This is a genomic window from Streptomyces roseolilacinus, assembly GCF_014649335.1.
GTDB lineage: Bacteria > Actinomycetota > Actinomycetes > Streptomycetales > Streptomycetaceae > Streptomyces > Streptomyces roseolilacinus.
In genome coordinates this window covers 89992-114735 of the sequence record NZ_BMSV01000005.1, presented here as the reverse complement: position 1 = coordinate 114735, position 24744 = coordinate 89992, and the positions used below count along the sequence as shown (strand labels likewise).

Annotated in this window: 16 protein-coding genes and 1 pseudogene; 7 read left to right on the top strand and 10 right to left on the bottom strand. The window is 75.8% G+C overall.

Going from position 1 to position 24744, the window contains the following annotated elements:
* Positions 1 to 53: 53 nt before the first annotated feature.
* Positions 54 to 869, top strand: a complete 816-nt coding sequence (locus IE106_RS13385; protein WP_189533433.1) for a class I SAM-dependent methyltransferase — start codon at positions 54 to 56, stop codon at positions 867 to 869.
* A gap of 120 nt (positions 870 to 989) precedes the next feature.
* Here the strand turns inward: IE106_RS13385 and IE106_RS13380 are convergent.
* The 3 genes and pseudogenes from IE106_RS13380 to IE106_RS13370 all read right to left on the bottom strand — a co-directional run bounded on the left by IE106_RS13380 (position 990) and on the right by IE106_RS13370 (position 6432).
* Positions 990 to 3904 (bottom strand): annotated as a pseudogene (locus IE106_RS13380) (ATP-binding protein).
* 144 nt (positions 3905 to 4048) lie between these two features.
* A complete protein-coding gene (locus IE106_RS13375; protein WP_189533431.1) occupies positions 4049 to 5431 on the bottom strand; it encodes a cytochrome P450 in 1383 nt (460 codons plus the stop codon).
* 11 nt (positions 5432 to 5442) lie between these two features.
* Positions 5443 to 6432, bottom strand: coding sequence for a terpene synthase family protein (locus IE106_RS13370; RefSeq protein ID WP_229840379.1), 990 nt, complete (start codon positions 6430 to 6432; stop codon positions 5443 to 5445).
* A gap of 626 nt (positions 6433 to 7058) precedes the next feature.
* Here IE106_RS13370 and IE106_RS13365 point away from each other — a divergent pair.
* The 3 genes from IE106_RS13365 (at position 7059) to IE106_RS13355 (ending at position 11728) form a co-directional block, all read left to right on the top strand.
* Entirely contained in the window at positions 7059 to 8723 is a 1665-nt protein-coding gene (locus tag IE106_RS13365) for a M4 family metallopeptidase (RefSeq protein WP_189533427.1), read from the top strand.
* 82 nt (positions 8724 to 8805) lie between these two features.
* Complete coding sequence (locus IE106_RS13360) at positions 8806 to 9729, top strand: helix-turn-helix domain-containing protein (protein WP_189533425.1); 924 nt, start codon at positions 8806 to 8808, stop codon at positions 9727 to 9729.
* A 199-nt stretch (positions 9730 to 9928) separates the two neighbouring features.
* The gene (locus tag IE106_RS13355) at positions 9929 to 11728 is read left to right on the top strand and encodes a S8 family peptidase (RefSeq protein ID WP_189533423.1); all 1800 of its coding nucleotides are present in this window, start codon (positions 9929 to 9931) and stop codon (positions 11726 to 11728) included.
* A gap of 219 nt (positions 11729 to 11947) precedes the next feature.
* On the opposite strand, the gene IE106_RS30830 is transcribed toward IE106_RS13355, so the two are convergent.
* Positions 11948 to 12682: an AAA family ATPase gene (locus tag IE106_RS30830; RefSeq protein WP_189533421.1), complete on the bottom strand. Its 735-nt coding sequence runs from the start codon at positions 12680 to 12682 to the stop codon at positions 11948 to 11950.
* 231 nt (positions 12683 to 12913) lie between these two features.
* Between IE106_RS30830 and IE106_RS13345 the strand changes: the two genes are divergently transcribed.
* Positions 12914 to 13885 (top strand): SDR family oxidoreductase, encoded by a 972-nt coding sequence (locus tag IE106_RS13345; RefSeq protein WP_189533419.1) that lies wholly within the window; start codon positions 12914 to 12916, stop codon positions 13883 to 13885.
* 135 nt (positions 13886 to 14020) lie between these two features.
* Here the strand turns inward: IE106_RS13345 and IE106_RS13340 are convergent, their stop codons facing one another.
* From IE106_RS13340 to IE106_RS13320, 5 genes are all read right to left on the bottom strand, one after another.
* The gene (locus IE106_RS13340) at positions 14021 to 15631 is read right to left on the bottom strand and encodes a phytoene desaturase family protein (RefSeq protein ID WP_189533417.1); all 1611 of its coding nucleotides are present in this window, start codon (positions 15629 to 15631) and stop codon (positions 14021 to 14023) included.
* 31 nt (positions 15632 to 15662) lie between these two features.
* Complete coding sequence (locus IE106_RS13335) at positions 15663 to 16109, bottom strand: SRPBCC family protein (RefSeq protein ID WP_189533414.1); 447 nt, start codon at positions 16107 to 16109, stop codon at positions 15663 to 15665.
* 257 nt (positions 16110 to 16366) lie between these two features.
* On the bottom strand, positions 16367 to 16561 hold the full coding sequence (locus tag IE106_RS13330; RefSeq protein WP_189533412.1) for a hypothetical protein: 195 nt from the start codon (positions 16559 to 16561) through the stop codon (positions 16367 to 16369).
* Between the two features lie 53 nt (positions 16562 to 16614).
* On the bottom strand, positions 16615 to 17907 hold the full coding sequence (locus IE106_RS13325) for an ROK family transcriptional regulator (RefSeq protein ID WP_189533410.1): 1293 nt from the start codon (positions 17905 to 17907) through the stop codon (positions 16615 to 16617).
* Positions 17908 to 18057: 150 nt separating this feature from the next.
* Entirely contained in the window at positions 18058 to 20838 is a 2781-nt protein-coding gene (locus IE106_RS13320; protein ID WP_229840377.1) for an ABC transporter substrate-binding protein, read from the bottom strand.
* A 362-nt stretch (positions 20839 to 21200) separates the two neighbouring features.
* Between IE106_RS13320 and IE106_RS13315 the strand changes: the two genes are divergently transcribed.
* Positions 21201 to 22025 (top strand): lysozyme, encoded by an 825-nt coding sequence (locus IE106_RS13315; RefSeq protein ID WP_189533408.1) that lies wholly within the window; start codon positions 21201 to 21203, stop codon positions 22023 to 22025.
* A gap of 62 nt (positions 22026 to 22087) precedes the next feature.
* Here IE106_RS13315 and IE106_RS13310 read toward each other — a convergent pair whose 3' ends face one another.
* Positions 22088 to 22456 (bottom strand): cupin domain-containing protein, encoded by a 369-nt coding sequence (locus IE106_RS13310; RefSeq protein WP_189533406.1) that lies wholly within the window; start codon positions 22454 to 22456, stop codon positions 22088 to 22090.
* A gap of 400 nt (positions 22457 to 22856) precedes the next feature.
* Between IE106_RS13310 and IE106_RS13305 the strand changes: the two genes are divergently transcribed.
* A complete protein-coding gene (locus IE106_RS13305; RefSeq protein WP_189533404.1) occupies positions 22857 to 24737 on the top strand; it encodes a caspase family protein in 1881 nt (626 codons plus the stop codon).
* Positions 24738 to 24744: the final 7 nt, after the last annotated feature.

Here is a 24744-nt window from a genome sequence, read left to right as displayed (position 1 = left end):
GCACGGTGGACCGGCAGACGTCCGGTACGCGGGGGCACATCGAGGAGGGCACCATGCCACGGAGCGGGTTCGCACGGCCGTGGACGGACCGGTCGAGGCCGTCGTACAAGGTGCGCTACGCGCTGCGGCACCCGGAGCGGGTCGTGCCGTACGTGCGGCGGGCGGGCCGTGACCTGTGGCTGCGGCTGCGCAGCGGCGGCGACCACGTCGCGTACTACCGGGCGGTGATGGCGAGCGACACGGCCCGCAGCCCGGAGGCGGCGGTGGGCGGGGGGCCTTCGCGGGAGCGGTGGCTGGCCATCGGCCGGATGCAGTTCGACTACCTGGTGGAGCACGGGCTGCGCCCGCAGGACCGGATGCTGGAGATCGGGTGCGGCAACCTGCGGGCGGGCTGGCGGTTCATCGAGCACCTGGAGCCGGGCCACTACTACGGGATCGACATCTCGCCGGACATCCTGATCGAGGCGAAGAGGACGCTGGTGCGGTACGGGCTGCAGGACCGGATGCCCTACCTGACGCCGGTGGACGACCTGACGCTGGACTTCCTGCCGGACGGCTGGTTCACGGTGGTGCACGCGCACAGCGTGTTCTCGCACTCGCCGCCGGAGGTGATCGACGAGTGCCTGGCGCACGTGGGGCGGGTGCTGGCGCCGGGCGGGTTCTTCGACTTCACCTTCGACCGTACGGAGGGCGCCGAGCACCAGGTGCTGCGGGAGGACTTCTACTACCGGACCGAGACGCTGGTGCGGCTGGCGCGCAGGCACGGCCTGGAGGCGCGGTTCATGGAGGACTGGGAGCGGCTGCCGCACGGCCAGTCGAAGCTCCGGGTCACCCTTCCGCAGCCGGACGCCGACCGCGCGGCGCCCTGACCCGCCGGCCCCCTCGGCCCTCGGCCTCCGACCCGCCGCCTCCCCGACCGCCGGCCCTCCGACCCGCCGGTCCTCCGGCGCGGTGTCGCCGGAGGACCGGGGCCCGTCCGGCGGGTGGGGTCACAGGCCGAGGGAGCGGCGCAGGCCGAGCCGGTCGGTGCCGAGCTTGGTGAACACCGCCGACATCAGCTCCGACACGGTCTGCTCGTCGCTGCCGAGGCGGCCCGCGACGGCCGTGTTGTCGAGGCCCTTCGCGACGAGCAGGGCGGCCGCCTCCTCACGGGTGGTGAGGACGTCCCGCTCGGCGGTCGGCGGGCGCCGGGGCCGCAGGCCGGCGGCGGCGAGCTGGTTGCGGGCCCGGGTGGCGAGCGCGTCCGCGCCGCAGACGACGGCGGTCTCCATGCCGCGGTAGAGCTGCTGCGCGGCCTGGTCGAGGTCGCCCACGGAACGCAGCACCGTGCCGCGGTCGACCAGCGCGTGCGCCAGCTCGTACGCGGCGGGCGACTGCTCCAGGTGGTCGACGGCCTCGGTGAGCAGCGGGATCGCGCGGGCCGGATCGGAGGTCGCCGCGGCGACCCGCAGCGCCTGGCCGATCGCGCTGGCCGTGCCGAACGCACGGGCCCGGGCGACGGCCTCGTCGGCGTGGCGCCGTGCCTCCTGGGGCCGCCGGTCGACCAGGGCGAGGGCGAGGTCCAGCCGCCAGGGGCTCCAGGCCGGGTTCTGCGTGCCGCGCTGCTCCAGCCGGTCGCCGGCCGCCGTCAGCTGCTGGACCGCCTCGTCGATCCTGCCGCGGGCCAGCAGGAGCTTGCCGCGGACGACCTGCGGGTCGGGGTAGACGACGGTCTGGGGGACGTCCTCGCCGAACCGGTAGCCGTCGGCGATCCGCTGGGCCGCGTCGGTGCGACCCCGGGCGAGGAGCGTCTCGACGAGGGTGCCGACCGCGTACAGCTGGGCGGGGATGCCGTGACCGACGCGGTCGGCGATCTGCAGTCCGCTGCGGACGAAGTCCTCGGCCTCCGCGAGCCGTCCGCGCCGGAAGCGGATGTAGCCGAGGAGCGTGTACGCGAAGGAGAGGTGGGCGCCGCGCCAGCCCTTCGCCTCGAACTCGGCGATGCCGTCGTGGAACAGTTCCTCGGCGCGGCCGGGCTGGTCGCAGTACATCAGGGTGAGGGCGACGACGGCCGGCACCTCGAAGCCGAAGTCCTGGTCGGTCCAGCTCATCCCGCCGCGCAGGGCCTGCTCGGCGTAGCGGAGGGACTGGGCGACGGGCTCGCCGCGCAGGACGACGTCCCAGGCGCGCAGGCCGAGGATGTGCCGCTCCGCGAGGTCGCGGCCGGTGAGGCGCTTGGCGAACTGGGCCAGCAGTCGGGAGCGGCCGCGTGAGTCGTGCTCGGCGGCGTCGACCGCGTTCCACTTGAACTGCTCGGCCTGCATGCGCAGGCGCGTGCGGGAGCTGGTGGTGCGGCGGGCCTCCTGGGTGAGGAGTTCGGTGGCCTGCTCCATCTGGCCGGTGTGGGCGAGGGCCTGGGCGAGCCGGTACGTGACGGCCTCCCGCAGGTCCTGCCCGATCTTGGGCTCCTCCAGGGCGGCGCGCAGCTGGTTGACGGTGGTGGCGGGCTCGTGCGGCAGGTTGGCGGAGCCGAGTTCGAACAGGACCTGTGCCCGGTCCTCGATGTCCGGGGGTTCGCGCAGGGCGCGGGCGAGGTAGCGGCGGGCGGCCTCGGGCGCGCCCGCGGAGAAGCTGTCGCGGAGAAGCTGTCGCGGGCGGCGCGGCGGAGCTGCTGGACGACCCAGGGGTCGCCCTCCGGGTGCATCTCCAGCATGTGGCGGGCGGCGGCCGCGGCGCCGTGCCCCTCGTCGACGAGGGCCTGGGCGGCCACGCCGTGCATGCCGACGCGCACGCCGTGCGGGATCGACCGGTACACGGCGGTGGCGATCAGCGGGTGGTAGAACTCGACGACCCGCTCGCGCTTCAGGTTGGGCAGGACCGTCAGGATGCGGGCCGTGTCCAGCTGTTCGGCGGCGTCGTCGAGCTGGGAGTCGCCGAGCGCCGCGACGGTCCCGACGACGGCGGTGGGGACGCCGTTGCCGACGACCGCGGCGGCCCAGGCGAGGCGGACGGCGGAGGGGCCGAGCTGTTCGAGGCGTTCTATGAGGCCGCTGCCCTTGACGGCGGAGGCGAGGTCGCGCAGTTGCGGGATGCTCTCCTCGCGCGGGGCGAGGCCGCGGTCGCTGCCCTTCGCGGTGAGTTCGACGACCTCGAAGGGGTTGCCGCCGGTGATGGCCCAGCATTCGCGGCAGAAGATCTCGTCGGCGTGTTCCCCGAGGCGGGCGCGGACGATGCGGCTCACGGCGGCGGCGGTGAGCGGGGCCAGCTCGTGGGCGCGGGAGCGGTTGCGCGCGACGAGCTCGTGCAGGGGGAGGGCGGTCGTGGGGAGTTCGTCGGGGCGGCAGGCGACGGCGATCAGCATGCCGAGGTCGCGGGCGCGGGCGGCGAAGGCGATGAGCCAGGCGAGGGACTCGGGGTCGACCCAGTGGACGTCGTCGACGGTCAGGACGACGGGTCCGCTGCGGACGGAGAGGTTGGTGACGACCCAGTCCAGCCCGTCGCGGACGCCCTGCGGGTCGGGGTTGGCGTCGGGCTTGGGCGCGGACAGTCCGGTGGCCGGCGCGACGATGTCGTACCAGTCGCCGAGGATCTCGCGGCGCTCGTCCTCCGGCATGGCGGCGAAGACGGGCTGGACGAGCTGGCGCATCACGTGGAACGGGACCTGGCGCTCCTGTTCGCCGCCGCGCGCGGAGAGGACGGTGCAGCCGCGGTCGGCGGCGGACCGGCGGAGGAGGGTGAGGAGCGTGGTCTTCCCCAGCCCCGCCGGTCCGGCGAACCCGATCACCCCGCCCTGCCGGGAGGCGTGCCCGCCCTCGGAGGGGGTGCCGCACAGGTCGTCGAGTGCGTGCTCGATGGTGCGGAGTTCGGTCTCCCTCTCCAGCAGCGGGGCCGCCTCGCGTCCCCGCCGTCCTCCGGCCGTTGCCATGACTTGCCCCCTCCAGCACGTGCGGCCGAGTGTAGGGGCAAGGAGACAGGAAGTTGCCGCAGAGGACCATTCTTGCGGGAACACCGCCACCCGTACGAGGGCAGCGCTGTATCCTTCGCTGACGCGTTCGCCTCCGGCGCCGGTTCAGCGGCGCGGCACGGGGATCATGGGCAGCGCGTCGGGCAGCGGGATGCCGGCGGGCACCTCCTTCACGGTGGTGCCGGGGACGCTCGTCAGGCGCCACCGCCGGGCCACGCTCGCCACGGCGGTGAGGATCTCCGCGACGGCGAAGGCGTCCCCGATGCACTTGTGCTGGCCCGCGCCGAAGGGGATGAAGCTGTCGAGGCGCGGCAGCACCCGGGACGGGTCGGTGTCGTTCCAGCGTTCGGTGTCGAAGGCCGTGGGGTCCCGGAAGAGCTCCGGGTCGCGGTGGAGCGCGTAGGGGCTGTAGGCCAGTTCGGCGCCGGCGGGGATGTCGACGCCGCCCAGGGTGACCGGGGTGAGGGGCCGCCGGGTGAACAGCAGCGGCGAGTGGAGCCGCAGGGACTCCTCGAAGACGCTCTTGGTGTACGTGAGCGAGGCGAGGTCCTCGGGGCGCACGGGGCGGTCGCCGACGACCGCGTCGACCTCGGCGTGGACGCGCTTCTCCACGTCCGGGTGGCGGGCGAGTTCGTGGAAGATCCAGGAGAGCGTGGTGGAGGCCGTCTCCGTGCCGCCGAACAGGATGGTGATGAGCTCGTCGCGGACCTGCTCGGCGCTCATCGTGTCGCCGGTCTCCGGGTCGGTGCCGGCCAGCAGCAGGGAGATGAGGTCGTCGCGGCCGCGGTCCTCGGGGCCGTACTCGGCGACGACTTCGTCGATGATGGCGCGCAGGCGGAGGGCGGCGCCGTCGAAGCGCCGGTTCAGGGGGAGGGGCAGGCGGTCGAACGCCTTGGGCATGACCGTGCGGACGAGCATGCCCTCCAGGATGATCGGGAAGGACCGGTGGACCTCCTGGACCGCGGGCTGGTCCACGTCGCCGGAGAAGATCATCCCGGCGACGGAGGAGAGGGCGAACCGGCGCATCTCCCGGTCCACGCGGACCTGCCGGCCGGCGGTCCAGGAGGCGGCCATGGCCTCCGCCTCACGGCACATCAGCTCGGCGTACCGGGAGATGCGGTTGCGCTGGAACGCCGGCTGCATGAGCCGGCGCTGCTTGCGGTGCAGCGCCCCGTCGGTGGTGGCGATGCCGTTGCCGAAGAGGGGGCGCAGCTTCTCGAAGATCCTGCCGCGCCCGAACTTGTGGGCCTCGGCGACGAGGACGGTGTGGATGAGGTCGGGGTCGGTCAGGACGTGCAGGGGCCAGCCGCCGAGGTCGACGCGGACGACCGCGCCGACGTCGCGCAGCGACTCGAGGAAGGCGATCGGCCCCCGGGACAGCCGGAGGGCGTGGCCGACGACGGGCAGCCGGCCGGGCGCCACGGGCGCGCGGCCGCGCGGCGCGGTGCGGTCGGTGCGGTCGGTGCGGTCGGTGCGCGTACGGCTCATGGGACGTCCCCTCATGCCACTGAGACCAGGTCCGGGCGGGTGTAGGCGGCTTCGAGCCCCGCGGCGAACCGCTCGTCCCGGTACCGCGTGCAGTCGTGGCGCTGCCAGAGGTCGGCCCCGATCATCCAGTCCTCGTAGCCCCGGACGCGGCGTTCCACCGCGGTGCGGGCGGCGGGGTCGGTGACGCCGAGGGCGTCCAGGGCGCGGGGCAGGGCGCGGGAGGCGGCGAGGAAGTCCTCGACGCGGGCACGGATGCGCTCCTCGACGGCCCGTACGGCCTCGGACAGGGTGAGGCCGTGCCGATCGGCGAGGAGGACGGCGAGGTTGTTGGTGTCGCCGCAGGAGTGCTCCTTGGGGAGCGAGAAGACGTCGTTGCCCCAGGAGATGACGTCGATGGCGCTCCAGGCGAGCTCCTCCAGGGCGGGGCTCGCGTCGACCTCCTCGGGGACCTCGACGCCCTGGGCGGCCTCCACCATGTCCATCATGGGCAGCAGTTGGGAGCTGTGCCGGCGGGTCAGGACGTACTCCTCGACGGTGGGGCGGTGCCCGGGGCGCCGGTTGGCGGCCTCCTCGTCGAGGGAGCGCAGCATGCGCGGGACGTGGCGGCGGTAACGGTCCCGGAGCACGGGGGGCATCCCGGCCAGGATGCGGTCGCAGAGTTCGACGAAGGAGGACACCAGCGGGTTGCCGCGGGCGGAGGCGGGCACGTCGGCCGGCCGGCCGCCGACGTGGTGCGCGATGGCGTCGGAGAGGGGCTGCCAGCCGTCCAGGCGGCCGGACCTGATGAGCAGGTCGTGCTGGTCGTCGAGGACGAACGACCAGGCCATCCACTCGGCCAGCAGGACCAGTTCCCCGTAGGAGGCGCCGCGGCCGACGCGGGCGGCGAGGTGGCCGAAGCCGATGCCCGCGAACTGCTCGGTCGCCTCCGTCTCTATCAGGCCCCGACCGACGGCCCAGGCGGTCGCCTCGGCGTTGGCGCGGTCGCCCCTAGGGTCCTTCACACCCTCAAAGGGAAGGTGAAATTCCGGGATGGTGAAAGGGTCGAGATGGGGCATTGATCTCCCTCCGGAGGAAATCTCGGTCCGCATTCCCCGCTCACGCACCCTCGACCGGATACCGGTTTCGAGTTCGTGAACGGGGGCCTCCTGACCGCGACTTGCCTTGCTCACTCCGGCCGCAGAGCGGCCCGTTTCCCGTTCGGGCGGGAAGGCCGGGCCGCGCTTTGAAGCCATTCACGCCCATTAACCCGCACGGTGATCGGCACTGTCAATATAATCCGATCCCGCCCGCCCCGGGCTTCCGCTAATGCCGACGGATTATTCGGAAAGGCATATGCGGCGGCTTCGGTTCGCCCGATTCGGTGGGGGTTTCCGAGCCCGGTCCCGGGGCGCCGCCGGACGGCGCGCCCGCGGGCGCGCGCGCCGTGCGGCCGACCGGATCCCGGCGATCGCGACGTAGGCCGAAAAAACCCGACGTACCGTCAACCGATGTCCGCATAGCGGACGTCGGCCCACACCTTCAGGACAAGAGCTGGTCAAGAAGTTGACCAGCACCTGTCACATCAAGGTCATCTCCTGGCACTCTCGTCCCACCCCGTCCCCCCACGGAAACGAGAGAAGGAGACCGCGTGTCCCCGTACTCCCGCACCTCGCGGCGCACCACCCTGCGTGCCGCCGCCCTCGCCGCCACCGCCGCCATGGTCGTCGTGGGCGTGCAGTCCGGCACCGCCACGGCCACCGACGCCGCCCCCGGGTCCGCCCCCGCGGACCGCGCCGCGGCCGCGACGGCCGTCCCGCTCGCCGCCGGCGACCGGGTGGCCGCCCTCCGCTCGGCGCAGGCGGGCGCCGCCGCCACCGCCGAGCGGCTCGGGCTCGACACGGCCCGCGAGAAGCTGGTCGTCCGCGACGTGGTGAAGGACGCCGACGGCACCGTGCACACGCGCTACGAACGCACGTACGCGGGCATCCCGGTCCTCGGCGGCGACCTCGTGGTCCACACCGCCGGGAACGGCCGGAGCAAGGGCGTCACCAAGGCCACCCAGGCGAGGATCGCCGTCGCGAGCACCGACGCCGCCGTCGCCCCGGCCACCGCGCGCACGAGCGCCCTGGCCGCGGCCGCCGCCGACGACGAGAAGACCGGCACGCCGTCCGCCGCCGCGCCCCGCAAGGTCATATGGGCCGCGAGCGGCAAGCCGACGCTGGCGTACGAGACGGTCGTCCACGGCCTGCAGCACGACGGCACCCCGAGCGAGCTGCACGTCGTCACGGACGCCACCTCCGGCAAGGAGCTGTACGCGTACGAGGCGATCGAGACCGGCAGCGGCACCAGCCAGTACAGCGGGACCGTCCCGCTCGGCACCACCTCCGCCACCTCCGGCTTCACCCTCACCGACGGCGCCCGCGGCGGCCACCGGACGTACGACCTGAACGGCGGCACGTCGGGCACCGGCACGCTGTTCACCGACGCCGACGACACCTGGGGCAACGGCCTGCCGACGAACCGTCAGACCGCGGCCGTCGACGCCCACTACGGCGCCGCGCTCACCTGGGACTTCTACAAGTCCGAGCTGGGCCGCAACGGCATCGCCGGCGACGGCAAGGCCGCGTACTCCCGCGTCCACTACGGCAACGCGTACGTCAACGCCTTCTGGTCCGACCAGTGCTTCTGCATGACGTACGGCGACGGCGCGAACAACTCCCGGCCGCTGACGTCCATCGACGTGGCCGGCCACGAGATGACCCACGGCCTCACCTCCCGCACCGCGGGCCTGCGCTACAGCGGCGAGTCCGGCGGCCTGAACGAGGCGACCAGCGACATCCTCGGCACCTCCGTCGAGTTCTACGCCAACAACCCCAACGACCCGGGCGACTACCTCATCGGCGAGAAGGTCGACATCCGGGGCAACGGCACCCCGCTGCGGTACATGGACAAGCCCAGCAAGGACGGCAGCTCGGCCGACTACTGGTCCCGCACCCTGGGCAACCTCGACGTGCACCACTCGTCGGGCGTCGCCAACCACTTCTTCTACCTGCTGTCGGAGGGCAGCGGCACGAAGACGATCAACGGCGTCAGGTACGACTCGCCCACCTACGACGGCGCCGCCGTCACCGGCATCGGCCGCGCCAAGGCGTACCGGATCTGGTACAAGGCCCTGTCGGTGTACATGACGTCCAGCACCACCTACGCGGGCGCCCGCGCGGCGACGCTCAAGGCGGCGACCGACCTGTACGGCGCGAACGGCGCCGAGTACCAGGCCGTCGCCAGGGCCTGGGCCGCGGTCAACGTGAAGTAACGATTCGCCTCCACTCCCCCGCGGTACCTGGGCGCCCCCGCGCCCCGGTACCGTGGGGCTCCCGTCGAGGGAGGTGAACGCGATGCCCACCGAAGGGACCTGGAGCATCGGGGAGCTCGCCGAGCGCGCGGGCACCACCGTGAAGGCGGTGCGGTTCTACTCGGACCTGGGGCTGCTGCCGGAGACCTCGCGCAGCGCCGGCGGCCACCGCCGGTACGGCCCGGGGGCGCTGGACCGGCTGCGGCTGATCCGGTCGCTGCGCGGCCTCGACCTCCCGGTCGCGGAGGTCGGCCGGGTCCTGGACCGGGAGGACGCCCTGGAGGACGTCATCGCGGGCCGGTTGCGCGAACTGGGCTCCCGGATGGCGGCGTTGCGCTGGCGGGAGGCCGCCCTGCGGCTGCTGCGGGACTGCCCGGCGGAGGAGCGCCCCGACCGGCTGCGCCTGGTCGGGGCCCTGGACGCCCCGCCCAGTACGGCTCCGGTGGCGCGCTTCCTGCGGCGGGTGCTGCCGCCGCGGCTGCCGGCCCGGCTCGTCTCGTCGATCACCGACGCGGCGGTGCCGCCGCCCCCCGAGGACCCGACTCCCGCGCAGGTCCTGGCCTTCGCCCGGCTGAACGCCCTGGCGACGGACCCGGCCGGCGCGGTCAGCGTGTGCCGGCCGGTGGCGAGCACCCCGGAGGGGACGTGCCGTCCGGCGGTGCTGTACGACGGGCTCGTCGAGGCGTTCGCGCTGGCGGCGCCCGACGTGCGGGCGCGGCGCGGACCCTTCGAGGGGGAGGCGCTGGACTGTTTCGTGGCCGCCCACGCCGGGATGCGCGGCACCCGCGACACCCCGGAGTTCCGGCGGCGGCTGAGCCGTTTCCTCGACGAGGTCGCCCACCCCCGCATCGACCGCTTCTGGCAGCTCACCGCCGAGGCGGCCGCCTCCCCGGAGCCGACGTTCGGCGCCGTGGACGACTGGCTGCGCGCCGCGCTGGCCCGGCAGGTCGCCGAAGCCGGCCACTGACGGCCGGGCGCCCCGGTGGCCGGGCCGACCGCAAGGCCCTTTCCGGCCGTTGGGGAACGGCCGGGTACCGGGGTGCCGAACAGGTAGTGGCGAAACGGTACTTCCCTTGACGTGCCCGCGGATGAGATCTTGCGCCTCGACCACTTCTTCACCCCGGCCCGGCCGACGCCACCCGTGTCGCCGGGCCTTCGGAGGACACATGCTTCCCCACATATCCGCCGGGCTCAGGCGCTCGGCCGCCGTCGCCGCCCTCGGCGCGGCCGTCGCCCTCGCGGTCCCCGCGGCCCCCGCCGCGGCCACCCCGCAGACCCCGGCAGCCGCGCCGGCCGCCGCACCGGCCGCCGCGGCGGTCCCGGCCGGCACCTGGGCCGCGGGCACCCGCGCGTACCTGGTGATCACCGCTCCGGGAGACACCTCGGCCGTGCGCTCCGCCGTCACCGGCAACGGCGGCACGGTCTTCGCGCACTACGACGCGATCGGCGTCGTCGTCGCCCACTCCACGTCCACCGCCTTCGCCACCACGATGCGCGGCGTCGCCGGCGTGCAGCAGGTCGGCGCGACCCGCACCTCGGACGTACCGGCCGACGCGTACGCCCCGGCCCTGCCGACCGCCCCGGCGCAGACCCCGACGACGCTCACCGAGTCCAACCGCTGGGACATGACCCAGATCAAGGCGGACCAGGCGTGGGCGGTCACCACCGGCTCCGCCGCCGTCAAGGTCGGCGTCCTGGACACCGGCGTCGACGACCTCCACCAGGACATCGCCCCCAACTTCAACGCCGCCGACTCGGTCTCCTGCGCCTACGGCAGGCCCGACACCCGCACCGGCGCCTGGCGCGACGTGGGCACCCACGGCACCCACGTCGCGGGGACGATCGCCGCCGCGAAGAACGGCAAGGGCGTCGTCGGCGTCGCGCCGGGCGTGCGGATCTCCTCGGTCCGCATCGCCGAGCCGAACACCTCGATGTTCTACGCCGAGAACACCGTCTGCGGGTTCGTGTGGGCCGGCGACCACGGCTTCAAGGTCACCAACAACAGCTACTACACCGACCCGTGGATGTTCAACTGCCCGGACGACCCCGACCAGGCCGCCATCCTCGAGGGCGTCCGGCGGGCCCAGGCGTACGCCGAGGGCAAGGGCTCCCTGCAGGTCGCCGCCGCGGGCAACTCCGACTACGACCTGGCGAACAAGACCACCGACACGTCGAGCCCCAACGACTCCACCCCGGTGACCCGCCGGATCACCAACGCGTGCCTGGACATCCCGACCGAACTGCCGGGCGTCGTGACGGTCTCCGCCATGGGCCGCGGCAACGTGAAGGCGTCGTACTCCAACTTCGGCCGTGACGTCATCGACGTCGCCGCGCCGGGCGGCGACGGCTCGTCCGGCGTCTACTCGACGCTGCCGGGCGGCAAGTACGGCAACATGAACGGCACCTCGATGGCGTCGCCGCACGTGGCGGGCGTCGCCGCGCTGATGGCGAGCGTCGACCCCTCCCTCACCCCGGCCGACCTGCGCGCCCGGCTGGCGTCGCAGGCGACCGACACCGCCTGCCCGTCCGACGGCCGCTGCACGGGCACGACCGCGAAGAACGGGTTCTTCGGCGAGGGCCAGACCGACGCGCTGAAGGCCGTCGCGGGCGGGACGACGCCGGGCAGGTACTTCGAGAACCTCACCGACGTGGCCGTCCCCGACAACGCGACGGTGGAGAGCCCGATCGCCGTCACCGGACTGAGCGGCAACGCGCCGGCCGCCCTGAAGGTGGGCGTGGACATCAAGCACACCTACCGCGGTGACCTCGTCGTGTCGCTGGTGGCCCCCGACGGGACGGTGTACCTGCTGGAGGACTTCGCCAACGGCGACGGCGGCGACAACGTGGTCAAGACGTACACGGTCGACGCCTCCGCGGAGGCCGCGGCCGGCACCTGGAAGCTCCGCGTCCGGGACGTCGCGGCGCAGGACACCGGCAGGATCGACGCCTGGAACCTCACCTTCTAGGGGCTCCCTCCCCCGGGCGCGGCGCCGAGCCGCCCGGATGCGCTTCGGCGCCCGGGCGGCACGGCGGGTCCGCGACGACCGGGCCGGCCCCCACCCGCGAACAGGACGTCGCGGCGCACCCGGTGGTGGCCGGACCGGCCTCCCCGGGGCGCCGTCGGCGCGGCACGGCCCGGCCGGCCCGCGACGGCCGGGGCACGCCGCGGGCCGGCCGTCCGCCGGCTACTCCTCGTAGTCCTCGCGCTTGACGCCCGCCTCCTCCATCGCCTCCCGCAGGGAGCGGCCGGTGCCGCCGGGCTGCTGCTCCCGCCGCTCCTCGGTGTCGGTGGACTCGATGACGTCGTCCGTGGTGGTGGTCTTCGGCCGGTTCTCCTCGGGCACGGTCACCTCGGTACCTCCTCCGTGCGTCGGATCCTGCGCGTCGGTCGGCGGGTACCCGGGCGGCCCGGGGGGATGCCTCCGGGCGGCCGGGGCCTCCTCGCCGGGCGCCGGGCGCACGGCGAACCCGCCGCGGCCGTCGAACCGGACCTCCAGCACGGCGTCGAACCCGTCGGAGCGCGACGGTCCGCGCAGCCGGCCGAACGTGGCGCGGAGGCCCACCTCCGGCACCCGCTCCCGGCCCCGCCGTGCGGCGTTGCGGCGCAGCGCCGCCGCCACGTCCGGCGGGAACCAGTACGCCGTGGCGGTCGCGCCGTGGGCGCGGGCCGCCGCCAGCAGCGGGCCCCACTCCTCGGGGGACGGGTTGGTGTTGTCGACCGCAACCGGCCGGCCGGCGGCCAGGGCCTCCTCGACGAGGGCCATCTGCCGCCGCTGCTTGTTCCGGGCGCCGCGCGGGAACAGGTCCTTGCTCACCAGGTCGTACCGGTCGGCGAGGCACTGCCGGTAGAACGTCGACTTGCCGGACGCCTGCAGCCCGACGAGGACCGCCACGTCCGGCACCCCCTCCCGCTCCCGCATCGGCGCGCCTCCTCCCGGGTCGTGCGGCCGCCGCCCGCCGCCGTCCGGCGGGGCGGCACCCCGCTCCATACCAGCACGGCCGCGTGGGCTCCCGCCACGGCGGCGGCGCCCGCGCCCCGCGGGGCGGTGCGGTACGGGTCCCGGCGGGGCCGGTGGCGGGAGTGGGGCGGGCGGGCGCGGGTACTCCGTCCGGCGTCCGGGGGGCCGTCGAGGAGCGCACCGGAGGTCGCCGTGCACACCAAGGGCCTGGTCGTGGTCGTCACCGGGGCGTCCAGCGGGATCGGCAGGGCGACCGCGCTGGAGTTCGCCCGGCACGGTGCCGCGCTGGTGCTCGCCGCGCGCGGGACGGAGGCGCTGGAGGCGGTCGCCCGCGAGTGCCGCGCGCACCGGGGCGCCCGGGCGGTCGTCCAGCCGACCGACGTGGCGGACGAGGCGGCCGTCGCGGAGCTCGCCCGGCGCGCGGTACGGGAGTACGGGCGCGTCGACGTGTGGGTGAACGCGGCGGCGGTCGCCGTGTTCGGCGCCGTGGAGGACGTGCCGGCCGGCGAGGTGCGCCGCGTGCTCGACGTGAACGTGCTGGGGTGCGTCAACGCGGCGCGGGCGGTGCTGCCGGTGATGCGGCGGCAGGGCACGGGCGTGCTGGTCGACGTGTCGTCAGTGCTGGGCCTGGTCTCCTCGCCGTACAACAGCGCGTACACGATGTCGAAGCACGCGCTGCTGGCGTTCGACTCCTCGCTGCGGCAGGAGCTGCGGCTGGCGGGCGAGCGGGACGTCCGCGTGTGCACGGTGCTCCCGGCGACCGTCGACACGCCGTTCTTCCAGCACCTGGCCAACCGCACCGGCCGCCGGGTGCGGGCCATGCCGCCGGTCTACACCCCGCGCCGGGTGGCCCGGGCGATCGTGGGAGCCGTGCGCAGGCCGCGGCGCGAGGTCTTCGTGGGGGCGTCGGCGCGGTCCCTGCGGCTGGTCGTGGCGATCGGCCCGGGCGCGTGGGAGAGGGTGCTGGCGGCCAAGGTCGACCGCGACCACTTCGTACGGGGCGAGGCCGCCCCGCACCACGACGGGACGCTCTTCGCACCGCGGCCGGGGCCGGGCAGCGTGGGCGGCGGCTGGCACGGCACGGTCCGCACGGCGGGACGGCGTGCGGGTACGGCGGCGGTGGCCGCGGCGGTGGCCGGACTGGCGCGACGGGCCCGCCGCTGACGGGGCGGGAGGGGGGCACGGGGGACGGTGGCCCGCCGGGAGCCGCGCGGAGCCGCCCCACCCGGACGGCGCCGGCCCGCGGCACCCGGCCGGGACCGCTCGGAGGCCGTCAGCGGGGGCCACTCGGAGGGGCCGTCAGCGGCGGCGGACCAGGCGCCGCTGCCCCGCCGCGAGCAGCGTCGACACGGAGGCCCCGCTGGTCCGCAGCGCCGCCCGTGCCGCGTTGGCGCCGGGCGCGCCGTGCACGCCGCCGCCCGGGTGGGCGGACGCGGACGCCAGGTACAGGCCCCGCACCGGTGTCTCCGGGCGGCCGGCGGCCGGGGCGGGGCGGAACACCAGCTGCTGGTGGATCGCGGACGTGCCGCCGTTGATGGCGCCGTCGCGGAGGTTGGCGTCCATCGCCTCCAGTGTGGGCGGGGTCAGGACGCGGCGGGCCCGTACCGCCGCGCGGAAGCCGGGCGCGTACCGCTCGACGACCCCTTCCATGCGGTCCGCCATCCGCTGCCCGTCGTCCGGTGTCCACGCGCCGGTGATGCCGTCCGGGCCCGCGTCGCCCGCGATCGGGCGCGGCACGTGGGTGTACGCCCACGCCGACTCGGTGCCGGCGGGCGACCGGGACGGGTCGGCGGTGGTCATCTGGCCCATGACCAGGAACGGCCGGTCCGGGACCAGGTTCCTGGCGATCTGGGCGGCGGAGCGGGTGAGCTCGTCGACGCCGTCCGCGAGGTGCACGGTCCCGGCGCGGGCCGGGCCCTCGGCGGACCAGGGGACGGGCCGGTCCAGGACCCAGTCGACCTTCACCGTGCCGAGGTCCCACTGGAAGCGGCGCATGTCCTCGCGGAGCCGGGCGGGCAGGTGGTCCCAGGCGACGAGCCCGCCGTACAGGGCGGGCGCCGACACGTCGGCGAGGACGGCGCGGTGCGCGGTGACGGTCTCCCCGTCGGCGGTGCGGACGCCGCGCGCCCGGCCGTCGCGCACCACCACCTCGGTGACGCGCCGGCCGCAGCGGACGGTGCCGCCCCGCTCGGTGAGGCGGCGTACCAGCGCGCCGGTGAGGGCGCCCGCGCCGCCGGCGGGCACGGGGAAGCCGACGCTCTGGGCGAGCATGCACATCAGCCAGCCGAAGCCGCCGCCGAGGGCCGTCTCGGGCGACAGGTCGGCGTGCAGGGCGTTCCCGGCGAGCAGCAGCCGCCCGCCGTCCCCGGTGAAGGTCTCCTCGCCCAGCCGCCGCGCCGGCAGCAGGGCCATCCGGGCGAGGCGCAGGCCGTCGGCGGCGCCCAGCCGGGCGGCGAGCCTCAGGCCGGGCCTCACGGGCGGGAACGGCGTGAACAGGGCGCGCAGCGTGTCGGGGCCGACGCGGTCCCAGATGTCGCACAGGCCCTGCCAGGCGGCGCCGTCGCCGGGGGCGAAGGACTCCAGTCCGGCGGCCGTGCGCTCCGGGTCGCGTTCGAGTACGGCGCAGCGGCCGTCGAGCAGCGGGTGGGCGACGACGGCCGGGGCGTGGCTCCAGCGCAGGCCCCATTCGTGGAGGCGCAGGGAGCGGATGACCGGGGAGGCCGCGGTCAGCGGGTAGAAGGAGCTGAACAGGTCGCTCACGTGGTCGGGGTCGACGCCGCGGTCGCTGCGCACGGCGCCGCCCGGCTCGTCCTCGGTCTCCAGGACCTCCACCGTCCAGCCGCGGTCGGCGAGCAGGTTGGCGGCGACCAGCCCGTTGGGCCCGGCCCCCACGACGACGGCGTCGGGCATGGCAGGTTCCTCCCGCGTTCGGCGTCGGTGGTCAGGCGGTGGAGGCGCGCGTACCTTCGACGACCTCGGCGAGGCGGCGCAGCATGCGGCGGTGGCGGAGCTGGATGGCCGCTTCGAGGAGCGCGTTGTGGAGGCGCGCGCCGGGTCCCCGCAGGGGGTGCTCGTCGACGATGACGAGGGTCTCCTCGCCCCAGGGGTTGACCTCGATGGCGATGCGGGCGCTTCCGGCGGGTCCGCTCTTGGCCTCCAGTTCCAGCCGGTTCGGCGGCTCCAGGCGGCGGACCACGGTGGAGCCCTCCAGCCGGGCCGGTCCGAGCGCGACGGTGTACTGGAGGGCGGCGCCCACCTCGGGCCAGGTGCCGTACAGGGGGCGGGTCTCCTCGGTGCCGACGACCCACTCGGCGTACTTGTCGGGGTCGCTGAGTACCTCCCACACCGCCGAGGGCGGGGCCTGTATGAGGTGGTGCCGTACGGCCATGCCAACTCCTCCGTGGCCGGGGTCACCCGTGGGGCACGGAGTGACGGGCTGCGTCGTGACGGTCCGCGTCGGCGGACCCCTCACGGGTGACCCGGCAGCCGCCCGTCAAACCGCCGGCCCCGGCGGCGCGTCCCGCCGGTCGGGCCCGTGCGGAGCCGGCGGGGCACGCCGGGGCGCCCGCCCGCGAGGCCCCGTGCCGGGGCCCGGTGGGCGGGGCCGCCTCCCGTACGGCGTGGGCCCGTACGCGGCCGCCGCGCCTAGGACCCGTCCTCGGAGCCGTCCCCGTCCCGCTTCCGTACGGACTCCTGGGCGGTCCGGCTGGGGGTGAGGGAGTCGGCCGCCTCGCCGTCGGACTCGTCGGCCTTCCCGTCGTCGAGCCGGAGTTCGGCCTCCTCGAACTCGTGCAGGACCTCTTCCCCGGCGGTTCGCGGCGTGCGCTTCGTCTGTTCCATGCACCCCCGTGTTCCTCGCGCGCGACCGCCCTAACCCCGTCCGCGCGGGCGGGTCAGCCGAGGGCGCGGGCCTCCAGGGCGGCCTGCCAGGCGGGGGTCTGCGCGGGGCGGGCGGCCGCCGGGGGGCGGTGGCCGCCGGCTTCGAGGAAGACGGACAGGGGGAGGGTGGCCGCGCCGACCGTCACCGCGTCCGGCCCCAGGGCCCCGAGGTCCAGGGTGACCCGGTCCGCCGGGTACGACAGGGAGTAGGCGGTGGCGTGCGCGCGTACGTCGGCGAGGAAGCGCGGACCGAGCCGGAGCCCGGCCCAGCCGCCGACGAGGATCCTCTCCGGCTGGAACAGGTTGACGAGCCCCGACAACCCCGCGCCGAGGTACTCGGCGGCCTCCCGCAGCACCGCGCGGGCCACCGGGTCGGGGTCGCCGCCGGACGGCGGGTGGGCGGCGTCGGCGAGCGCGGCCAGCGCGGCCTCCTCGCCGGCGCCGGCCGGGGGCCGGCCTCCCGCCTCCCGCCACCGGTCGAGCAGGGCGCCCGCGCCGACGTACGCCTCCAGGCAGCCGGGCGCGCCGCAGCGGCAGCGGCGGCCGCCGACCTGGACGGTCAGGTGGCCCCACTCCAGGGCGCGGCCCTGCTGGGCGACGTCGGTGACGTGGCAGCCGCCCACGCCGGAGCCGAGGAGGACGACGGCGACGCTGCGGGCGCCGCGTCCGGCGCCGAACCACATCTCGGCCTGGCCGAGGGTCCTGGCCCCGTTCTCGATCAGGAACGGCACCGAGGCGGGCAGGCCGCTGGACCTCCTGAGCATCTCCTCCAGGGGGACCGCGTCCCAGCCGATGGTCTGGCCGTGGACGACGGCGCCGTGCTCGGGGGTGCGCTCCACGATGCCGGGCACGCCGACGCCGACGCCGAGGAGGGCCTCGGCGGCCACGCCCGCGCGGCGCAGCACCTCGCCGACGCCGTCGCGGACGTGGCCGACGATGCCGTCGACGTCGTAGCCGTCGCCGGTCAGGGGGCGTTCGGTACGGGCGAGTTCGGTGAGGGCCAGGTCGAACAGCTCGACGCGGACGCGGGTCTCGCCGACGTCGACGCCGACGAGGTGTCCGCTCGCCGGGGCGACGCGCACGAGGATGCGGGGGCGGCCGCCGTCCGACTCGACGCTGCCGGCCTCCTCGACCAGTCCGTCCGCGGTGAGGTCGCCGACGACGTTGCTGATGGTGCCGGAGCTGAGACCGGTGGCGGGGCCGAGCTCCTGGCGGCTGAGGGGCCCGTCGAAGTACAGGCGCCGCAGTACGGCGGCCCTGTTGCTCCTGCGCAGGTCGTAGACCGTGCGCCCGGTTCGTCCCGCCATCTCCCGCCCCTTTCCGCCGGCCCGTCGCGTCATTGTCCCCGCTCGGGCACACAGCGGCCGACATCACGCCGCACAGCTTAACTCACGTAGTGAATTAAGTCGTGACCAGCACCGCCGCACAAGGGCCGCCCGTGCGGCGGCACCCGCCCGTCAGGGGCAGGGGCGCCCTGGGCCGCTCCCCCACCGCTCGCGCACGTCGTCGCGGGCGACCGCCCCGCACAGCAGCACGGTCCGCGCGCCCGCCGGTCCGCCGCGCTCCACCGCGATCAGCTTCCGCCCGGTGAGCCGGCCGCCGCCCGCCGCGCCGTGCGCGTCGATCCAGCCGGTGGCGCCGTCGAGGCCGCCCCCGCCCAGCCCCTGGTACAGCACGGCCTGGAGCAGCCGCCGGTCGAGGCGGTCGTCGCGCCCGCCGGTACCCCGCCACGCCTGGTCGACCCCCTCGGCGAGGTAGCGCATGGCGTCCCAGGCGAGCGCGACGTGGGCGTCCTGGCGCATGTCGCCGGTACGGGCGCCGTGGTCCTTCGCGTACGTGCGGTCGTACGCGGCGAGGAAGGCCGCCGCCTCGCCGCTCTCGCGCGACAGGGCCGGCGCCCGGCCGTGCGAGACGTAGTACAGGTCCAGGCCGGGGAAGAGCTCCCAGGGGCGGCGCTCCTCGGTCAGCGCGTTGGTGACGTCGTCACCACCGAGGACGCTCAGCTTCGGGCAGGCCCGCGCGCCCCGGGCGAGTTCGCCCAGGAACAGCTGGAGGTCGCTGCCGCGCCCCGCCCACACGACGGCCGTGCCGGGTTCCTCGGCGACCGCGCGGCACACCTCGCGCGCCAGGTCGGCGAGGGTCGCGACCGGGGTGCCCGCCGGCGGGCCGGGCGCGGTGGACGGCTCGGGCGCGTCGGCCGGGGTGTACAGCAGCGTGGTGGTGCGCTCCTCGCCGTACGCGGCGCGGAAGGCGGCGGCGAGGCCGGCGCTGTAGACGTCGGACGGGTCGGCGACGAGCCGGACCCCCTTCGCCGGCCGGCCGGCGACCATGGGCGCGTACCGGACGAACGCCGCCATGACCTCCCCGGCGCGGGAGTTGGTGGGCGCGGTCTGGTAGTAGTGCTCGCCCTGGGCGAGGAGTTCGTCGGAGGTGCCGGACGTGCCGACCATCGGCAGGCCCGCCTCGTCGAAGACCCGCATCGCCTCGTAGGTGCGGCGACGGCTCTGGCCGAAGCCGAGGACGCCGACGATGGACCGGTCCCGGGCGGCGAGTTCGACGATCCGGTGGGCGACCTCCCGGGCGTCCTGGAAGCGGTCGCCCGCGTTGGCGGCGAGGACCCGCAGGGGCACCCGCTCCCCCGACCCGAGCGCCTGCGCGTTGACGAAGGACTGGGCCAGGGCGAGGCCGCGCAGTTCGGCGAGCGTGCCGCCGCGCACCGGGTCGTCGGCGTCCTTGCCGCCGCTGAGCGGCCCGAAGTAGACGACGGTACGGGCCTCGGGGCGGATGTCGCCGGGGGCGCGGCCGGCGAGTTCCCGCTCCACGGCCTTGTTCTGCCGCTCGATGCGCTGGAGCACGTCGCGCACCGCCCGCTCCCCGTCGGGCAGCGGCCGCTTCCCGTCCTTCGTGTCGAACGACTCCGCGCGCTCGGCGACGCCGACGCACTGCCCGTCGGTGCCGAGGAACGTGGAGCCCAGGCACGGGTCCGGGCCGCCGCGACCGAACGGCACGCCCGCCACCAGGCCCGCCGTCACCACCAGGGCGAGCAGCGCGGCGCCGAGGGCCGCGGCGACCTCGGCGCCCGGGCCCCAGCGGTGCGCGGGCGGCGCGAGCGTGGGCCAGCGGCCGAGCCAGTACGTCGCGGCCTGGTCGTCCTCCGGGCCCTCGGCCACGGGGACCACCATGCCGGAGGGGCGGCCCGGCGGGGTGCCGTGCTGGGCGATGTGCTCCAGTTCCGCGCCCGCGGCGGCCAGTCCGGGGGCCTCGATGTCGGGGATGCGGCTGGCGAGCGTGCGCACCCCGGCCGCCACCGCCAGGACCGAGGTGCACTGCAGGTCCTCCATGGCGGAGCGCAGTTCGCGCAGGAACCGCTGGACGCGGGACTCGGCGGGGCCGGCCTCCTCCACCAGCAGGACGAAGCGGCTGACGCGGCGCCGGCGCCACGGGTCGTACCAGCGCCGGCGGCTCGCGGCCTCCAGGTCGGCGAGGAGGGCGTGGACGAGGATGCGGTCGAGCTGCTCGGGGTCGCCGTCCGGGCCGCCGCCGACGAGGTCCAGCGCCGAGCGGAAGAAGTCGGCGGGCGGGGTGCCCTGCTGCTGGCGGACCCACTCCGCGTACCAGCGGCGGGTGCCGGAGCGGGCCCGGCCCAGCATGCGGCGGTTGGCGCGCCTGCCGTACAGGGCGCGGGGCAGCCGCTGGAAGAGCGGGCCGGCGACGAAGTTCCACAGCAGTTCGAGGAGCGTGCCGCCGTTGGCCTGGTCCCGGCCGCCGAGCCACCACAGGCCGTGGGCGAGCCCGGAGACCTCCCGGTGCTGGGCGTAGCAGTGGTCGCGCAGCTCCTTCGGGCGGCGCTCCATCAGGCCGCCGGCGGCGGGCGCGGTGACGACGGCGCGCAGCAGCCGGTACGAGGGCAGGTGGAGCCGGCCGCTGCCGTGCGGCATGGACTCGCCCAGCTGGTAGGCGATCTGCTCGTACAGTTCCAGCGGTGCGACGGCCGGGTCCCCGACGGCCTCCGTGAGGTAGGCGTGCGGCGCGAGCCGGCCGTGGCGGCCGGTGAGCCGGGACCTCAGCCCGGCGACGATGCGGCAGCCGGCCCGCCCGCCGTCCGGTTCGCTCAGCAGCACCACCGGGGCGCGGCCGCGCCCGCGGCGGGGCCGCACCACGAGTTTGTCGAAGGCGTCGACGAAGCGCTCGACACCCGGATAGGCCGGAATCCTGGCCTGTGGTTCCCCCGTTGACACGTGCGTACCCTCCCCCGGCCCGCGCCCCCGCGCGGGCGTCAAAGGTCGTTCCCCGGCTCGGCGGCGCGCAACCCCCTTTTCGGACAATCCGGTTCGACCGGGGGGACGGGGGATGCGGCCGGGTGTGTCTCCCTGGACGGGGGCCGGGGCCGGGGGGCGGGCGGTTTCGGCGCGGGGGCTGGTGGCGGCGCGCGGGGCCCGGAGTGAAAGTTCCGGCCACGTACGGGGGGTCGTCGCAGCTCGGCGCCGGTTTCGGAGGCGTAGACCAACGGCGGTGCCGCCCCGGCCTTCCGCGGTGCGTTCTACGTGCGTAGCGTGAACCGCCACCTGACATGTCCACACCAGGCTTTCGGAGGCACGCCATGCCCGTGCACAGATCCGGAACGACCCGAACCGCCATGGTCACGGCCCTGCTCGCCGTCCTGGCCCTCCTCCTGACCCTCCCGGGAGCGGCGAGCGCCGCCGACCGGCCCGGCAAGCCGCCCCGGGGCACCGCCCGGATGGGCGCGGGCGTCGCCGCCCACGACGGCGTCGGCGGCGTCCCGGCCGGCCCCCACGCCACCCAGACGGAGGGCGTGGACGTCTCCAGCCACCAGGGCAACGTCGACTGGCCCGCCCTGTGGACGAGCGGGGTGCGGTGGGCCTATGTGAAGGCCACCGAGGGGACGTACTACAAGAACCCCTACTTCCCCCAGCAGTACAACGGTTCGTACAACACCGGCATGATCCGGGGCGCCTACCACTTCGCGACCCCCGACACGGCCGGCGGCGCCGCCCAGGCCGACTACTTCGTCGACAACGGCGGCGGCTGGTCCCGCGACGGCATGACCCTGCCGGGCGCGCTCGACATCGAGTGGAACCCCTACGGCCCGGCCTGCTACGGCAAGACCCAGGCCGGCATGGTCGCGTGGATCCGCGACTTCCTCGCCCGCTACAGGTACCGCACCGGCCGCGACGCGGTGATCTACACGGCGACGAGCTGGTGGAAGCAGTGCACCGGCAACCACGGCGGCTTCGCCTCGGCGAACCCGCTGTGGATCGCCCGCTACGACACCACCGTCGGCGAACTCCCCGCCGGCTGGATCTACCACACGATGTGGCAGTACACCTCCTCGGGCCCGATCGTCGGCGACCACAACCGGTTCAACGGCGCCTACGACCGCGTCCAGGCCCTCGCCAACGGCTGACCGGCACCGTCCCGGGCGCGTGCGCGTGCGCGGGCGCCCGCGCACGCCCCCCGGCGTACGGGTCAGCCGCCGGACCGGGCGTACTCCCCGAAACCGGTCCAGTCCAGCGCCACGCAGGGCTCGTCGCCCAGCACCCACGCGTCGTGGCCCGGAGCGACGGACATGAAGTCGCCGGGGCCCAGTTCCACGCTCTCCCCGTCGTCCATCACGATCTTCATCCGGCCGCTGACCACGTACCCGGTGTGCGCGGCCTGACAGCTGTCGGTCCCCACGATCGGCTTGACGTGCTCGGACCAGCGCCAGCCGGGCTCGAAGACGGCGCGCCCCACGGGACCGCCGTCGGTGACCAGGAGGTCCAGCCGCCCCTTGCCGTCCTCGAAGGGACGGGTCTCGTCGGCGGCGTCGAAGCTCCTGCAGACCAGTCCTGCCATGATCGTCCGCCTCCCAGGAAGAGAGTCACGGCCCCGAGTCCTCCTCCAGGCTACGCGCGTACCGTGCGGTAGGGCGGCACCGGACGCGCGGCGCCGCGACCCGCCCCGCGGCGGCGGGCCGGCGGGCGGGCCCCGGACGGGGAAACCGGCCGGCCGCGGCGGGCGGCACCGGCGCCGCCGGGCCGGGCGGACGCCCCGCCCGGTGGCGGGAGGGCGGTCGCGGGCCCCGGGGCGTGTCCGCGAAGTTCCGGTCGGCCCGCCGACGCCTGGCACGCCCTGCGGGCGAACGGCGCTACGTTGAAGGCACTCCCCGGGTTCCCGGGAGTTCGCCGCCGCCCGGACGCCGGCCGCGCGCTTCCGCGCGGCGCGCGCCCGCACGCCCGCGCCGGAAGGACAGTCCGTGACGACGACCACCGCCCCCGCCGGAACCGCCCGGCGCGCCCTCGTCATCGCGAGCGAGACGTACGGGCTGCGCGGGTGCCGCAACGACGCCGAACTGGTCGGCGCCTCCCTGCGCGCCCACGGCTTCGACGTCCACCCGGTCCACGGGCCGGACGCGACGCGCGCCGGCATCCTCGGCGCGTACGAGGACCTCATCCGGGCCACCCGCCCCGGCGACGCCGCGCTCGTCTACTACGCGGGCCACGGCAGCACGCTCGACGAGGGCCCCGGCCGCCCGCCCGGCGCGCCGGAGGAGCTCCGGTTCCTCCTCCCCACCGACATCGACCGGAGCACCGCGGACGACTTCCGCGGCATCCTCGGCGACGAACTGAGCGTCCTGCAGTGGCGGCTGACGCTCAGGACCCGCAACGTGACCACGCTGCTGGACAGCTGCCACTCCGCGCGGATGTCCCGCGACCCCCTCCCGGAGGGGACGAACGTACGGGGCCGGCAGGCGCGTTGGCCGAGGGGCGCCGTGCGGCGGCGGCGGGCGGAGGCGGCCGGCCTGTTCCGCCGGCTGCGGGCGGAGCACCCCGACGAGCCCTGGTACGACGACAACCCGCACGCCGTGCGCCTGGTGGCCTGCTCGCCGGGGCAGCGGGCCTTCGAGGCGTACTCCCCCGAGTTCGGCGCGGTGCACGGCCTGTTCACGGCCGCCGTCGTCGCCGCCCTGGACGCCGGGCTGACCTGGCACATGCTCGGCGAACGCGTCCGGCACCGCGTGCTGACGCACCACGCCGACCAGCGGCCGGAGGCCGAAGGCCCCACGTCCCGCGTCCTGTTCGGCGAGGCGCGCCGCGAGCGGCCCACGGCGCTGCCGGTGCGCCTCCACCCGGGCACGGCGAGCGCCTGGCTGGACGGCGCGGCCCTGCACGGGATCGAGGTCGGCGACGCCTACCTGCTGGGCCCGCTGGGCGGCGCCCCCGACCCGGCCACCGCGCCCGTCGCCGTGGTGGTGGAGGTGCGGGACGGAGCCGCCCGGCTGGTGCGGCGGGACCGGCGGGCCGTGCCGGACGGAGCGGAGGCCCGTCCGGTGGGCACGGGCCGCCCCGCCGGCCCGGTGCGGCTGCGCGTCGACGGGGGCGCGGAGGCGCTGCCCCCCGGGTGGCCCGACCGGTGGCGGGCGGCCGTCCCCGGCCTGCGGACGGACACCGCGCCGGCCGTCGGCGACCTGGCGACGATCGTGGTCCGCCCGGACGGCGTCATGCTGTTCGACACCGCCGGACGGCCCCTGTACGAGCGGCCCCGGCCGCTGGACGGGGAGGCCGCCGCCCGCGTGGGCCGGGACGTGGAGGACCTGGCCGTCGCGGCGCGGCTGCGCGAGCTGGGGCCCGGATCCGTCCCGTACCGGCTGTCGGCCCCGGTCGCGTTCGACGCCGTCGTCGCGGCCACGGGCGCGCCCGTCCGGGACGCGGTGCTGCACCCCGGGGACCGGGTGCGGCTGCGCGTGCGGCACCTCGGGGCGGCCGGGGCGGGCACGCTCTACGCCAACGTCCTCGACCTGGGCGTGGGCGGCCGGGTGAGCGTGCTCAACACGGCGGAGCCGTCGGGGGTGGAGCTGGTGCCGGGCGAGTCGCGGTCGCTGGGCCGGTGGCCCGGCGGGGAGGACCCCGGCCTGCCCGTGTCCTGGCCGGCGGGGCTGCCGCGGGACGCCCCGCGGTTCGAGACGCTGACGGCGGTGTTCTCCGACCGGCCGCAGAACCTGGGGGTCCTGGTGCGGGAGGGGGTCGGCGGGCGGCGGGACGTCGTCGCCGCCCCGTCGCGGGACGCCACGCGGATGGCGGTGCTGCGCGTGACGTTCCTGCTGTGCCCGGGCGGGCCGGGGTGCGCCCACGCCTGAGCGCGTC

Excerpts from the sequence above, each read along its gene's own strand:
- IE106_RS13355 (WP_189533423.1), top strand. The coding sequence starts at position 9,929 with ATGCTTCCCCACATATCCGCCGGGCTCAGGCGCTCGGCCGCCGTCGCC.
- IE106_RS13330 (WP_189533412.1), bottom strand. The coding sequence starts at position 16,561 with ATGGAACAGACGAAGCGCACGCCGCGAACCGCCGGGGAAGAGGTCCTG.
- IE106_RS13325 (WP_189533410.1), bottom strand. The coding sequence starts at position 17,907 with ATGGCGGGACGAACCGGGCGCACGGTCTACGACCTGCGCAGGAGCAAC.
- IE106_RS13335 (WP_189533414.1), bottom strand. The coding sequence starts at position 16,109 with ATGGCCGTACGGCACCACCTCATACAGGCCCCGCCCTCGGCGGTGTGG.
- IE106_RS13375 (WP_189533431.1), bottom strand. The coding sequence starts at position 5,431 with ATGAGCCGTACGCGCACCGACCGCACCGACCGCACCGACCGCACCGCG.
- IE106_RS13315 (WP_189533408.1), top strand. The coding sequence starts at position 21,201 with ATGCCCGTGCACAGATCCGGAACGACCCGAACCGCCATGGTCACGGCC.
- IE106_RS13360 (WP_189533425.1), top strand. The coding sequence starts at position 8,806 with ATGCCCACCGAAGGGACCTGGAGCATCGGGGAGCTCGCCGAGCGCGCG.
- IE106_RS13340 (WP_189533417.1), bottom strand. The coding sequence starts at position 15,631 with ATGCCCGACGCCGTCGTCGTGGGGGCCGGGCCCAACGGGCTGGTCGCC.
- IE106_RS30830 (WP_189533421.1), bottom strand. The coding sequence starts at position 12,682 with ATGCGGGAGCGGGAGGGGGTGCCGGACGTGGCGGTCCTCGTCGGGCTG.
- IE106_RS13310 (WP_189533406.1), bottom strand. The coding sequence starts at position 22,456 with ATGGCAGGACTGGTCTGCAGGAGCTTCGACGCCGCCGACGAGACCCGT.
- IE106_RS13385 (WP_189533433.1), top strand. The coding sequence starts at position 54 with ATGCCACGGAGCGGGTTCGCACGGCCGTGGACGGACCGGTCGAGGCCG.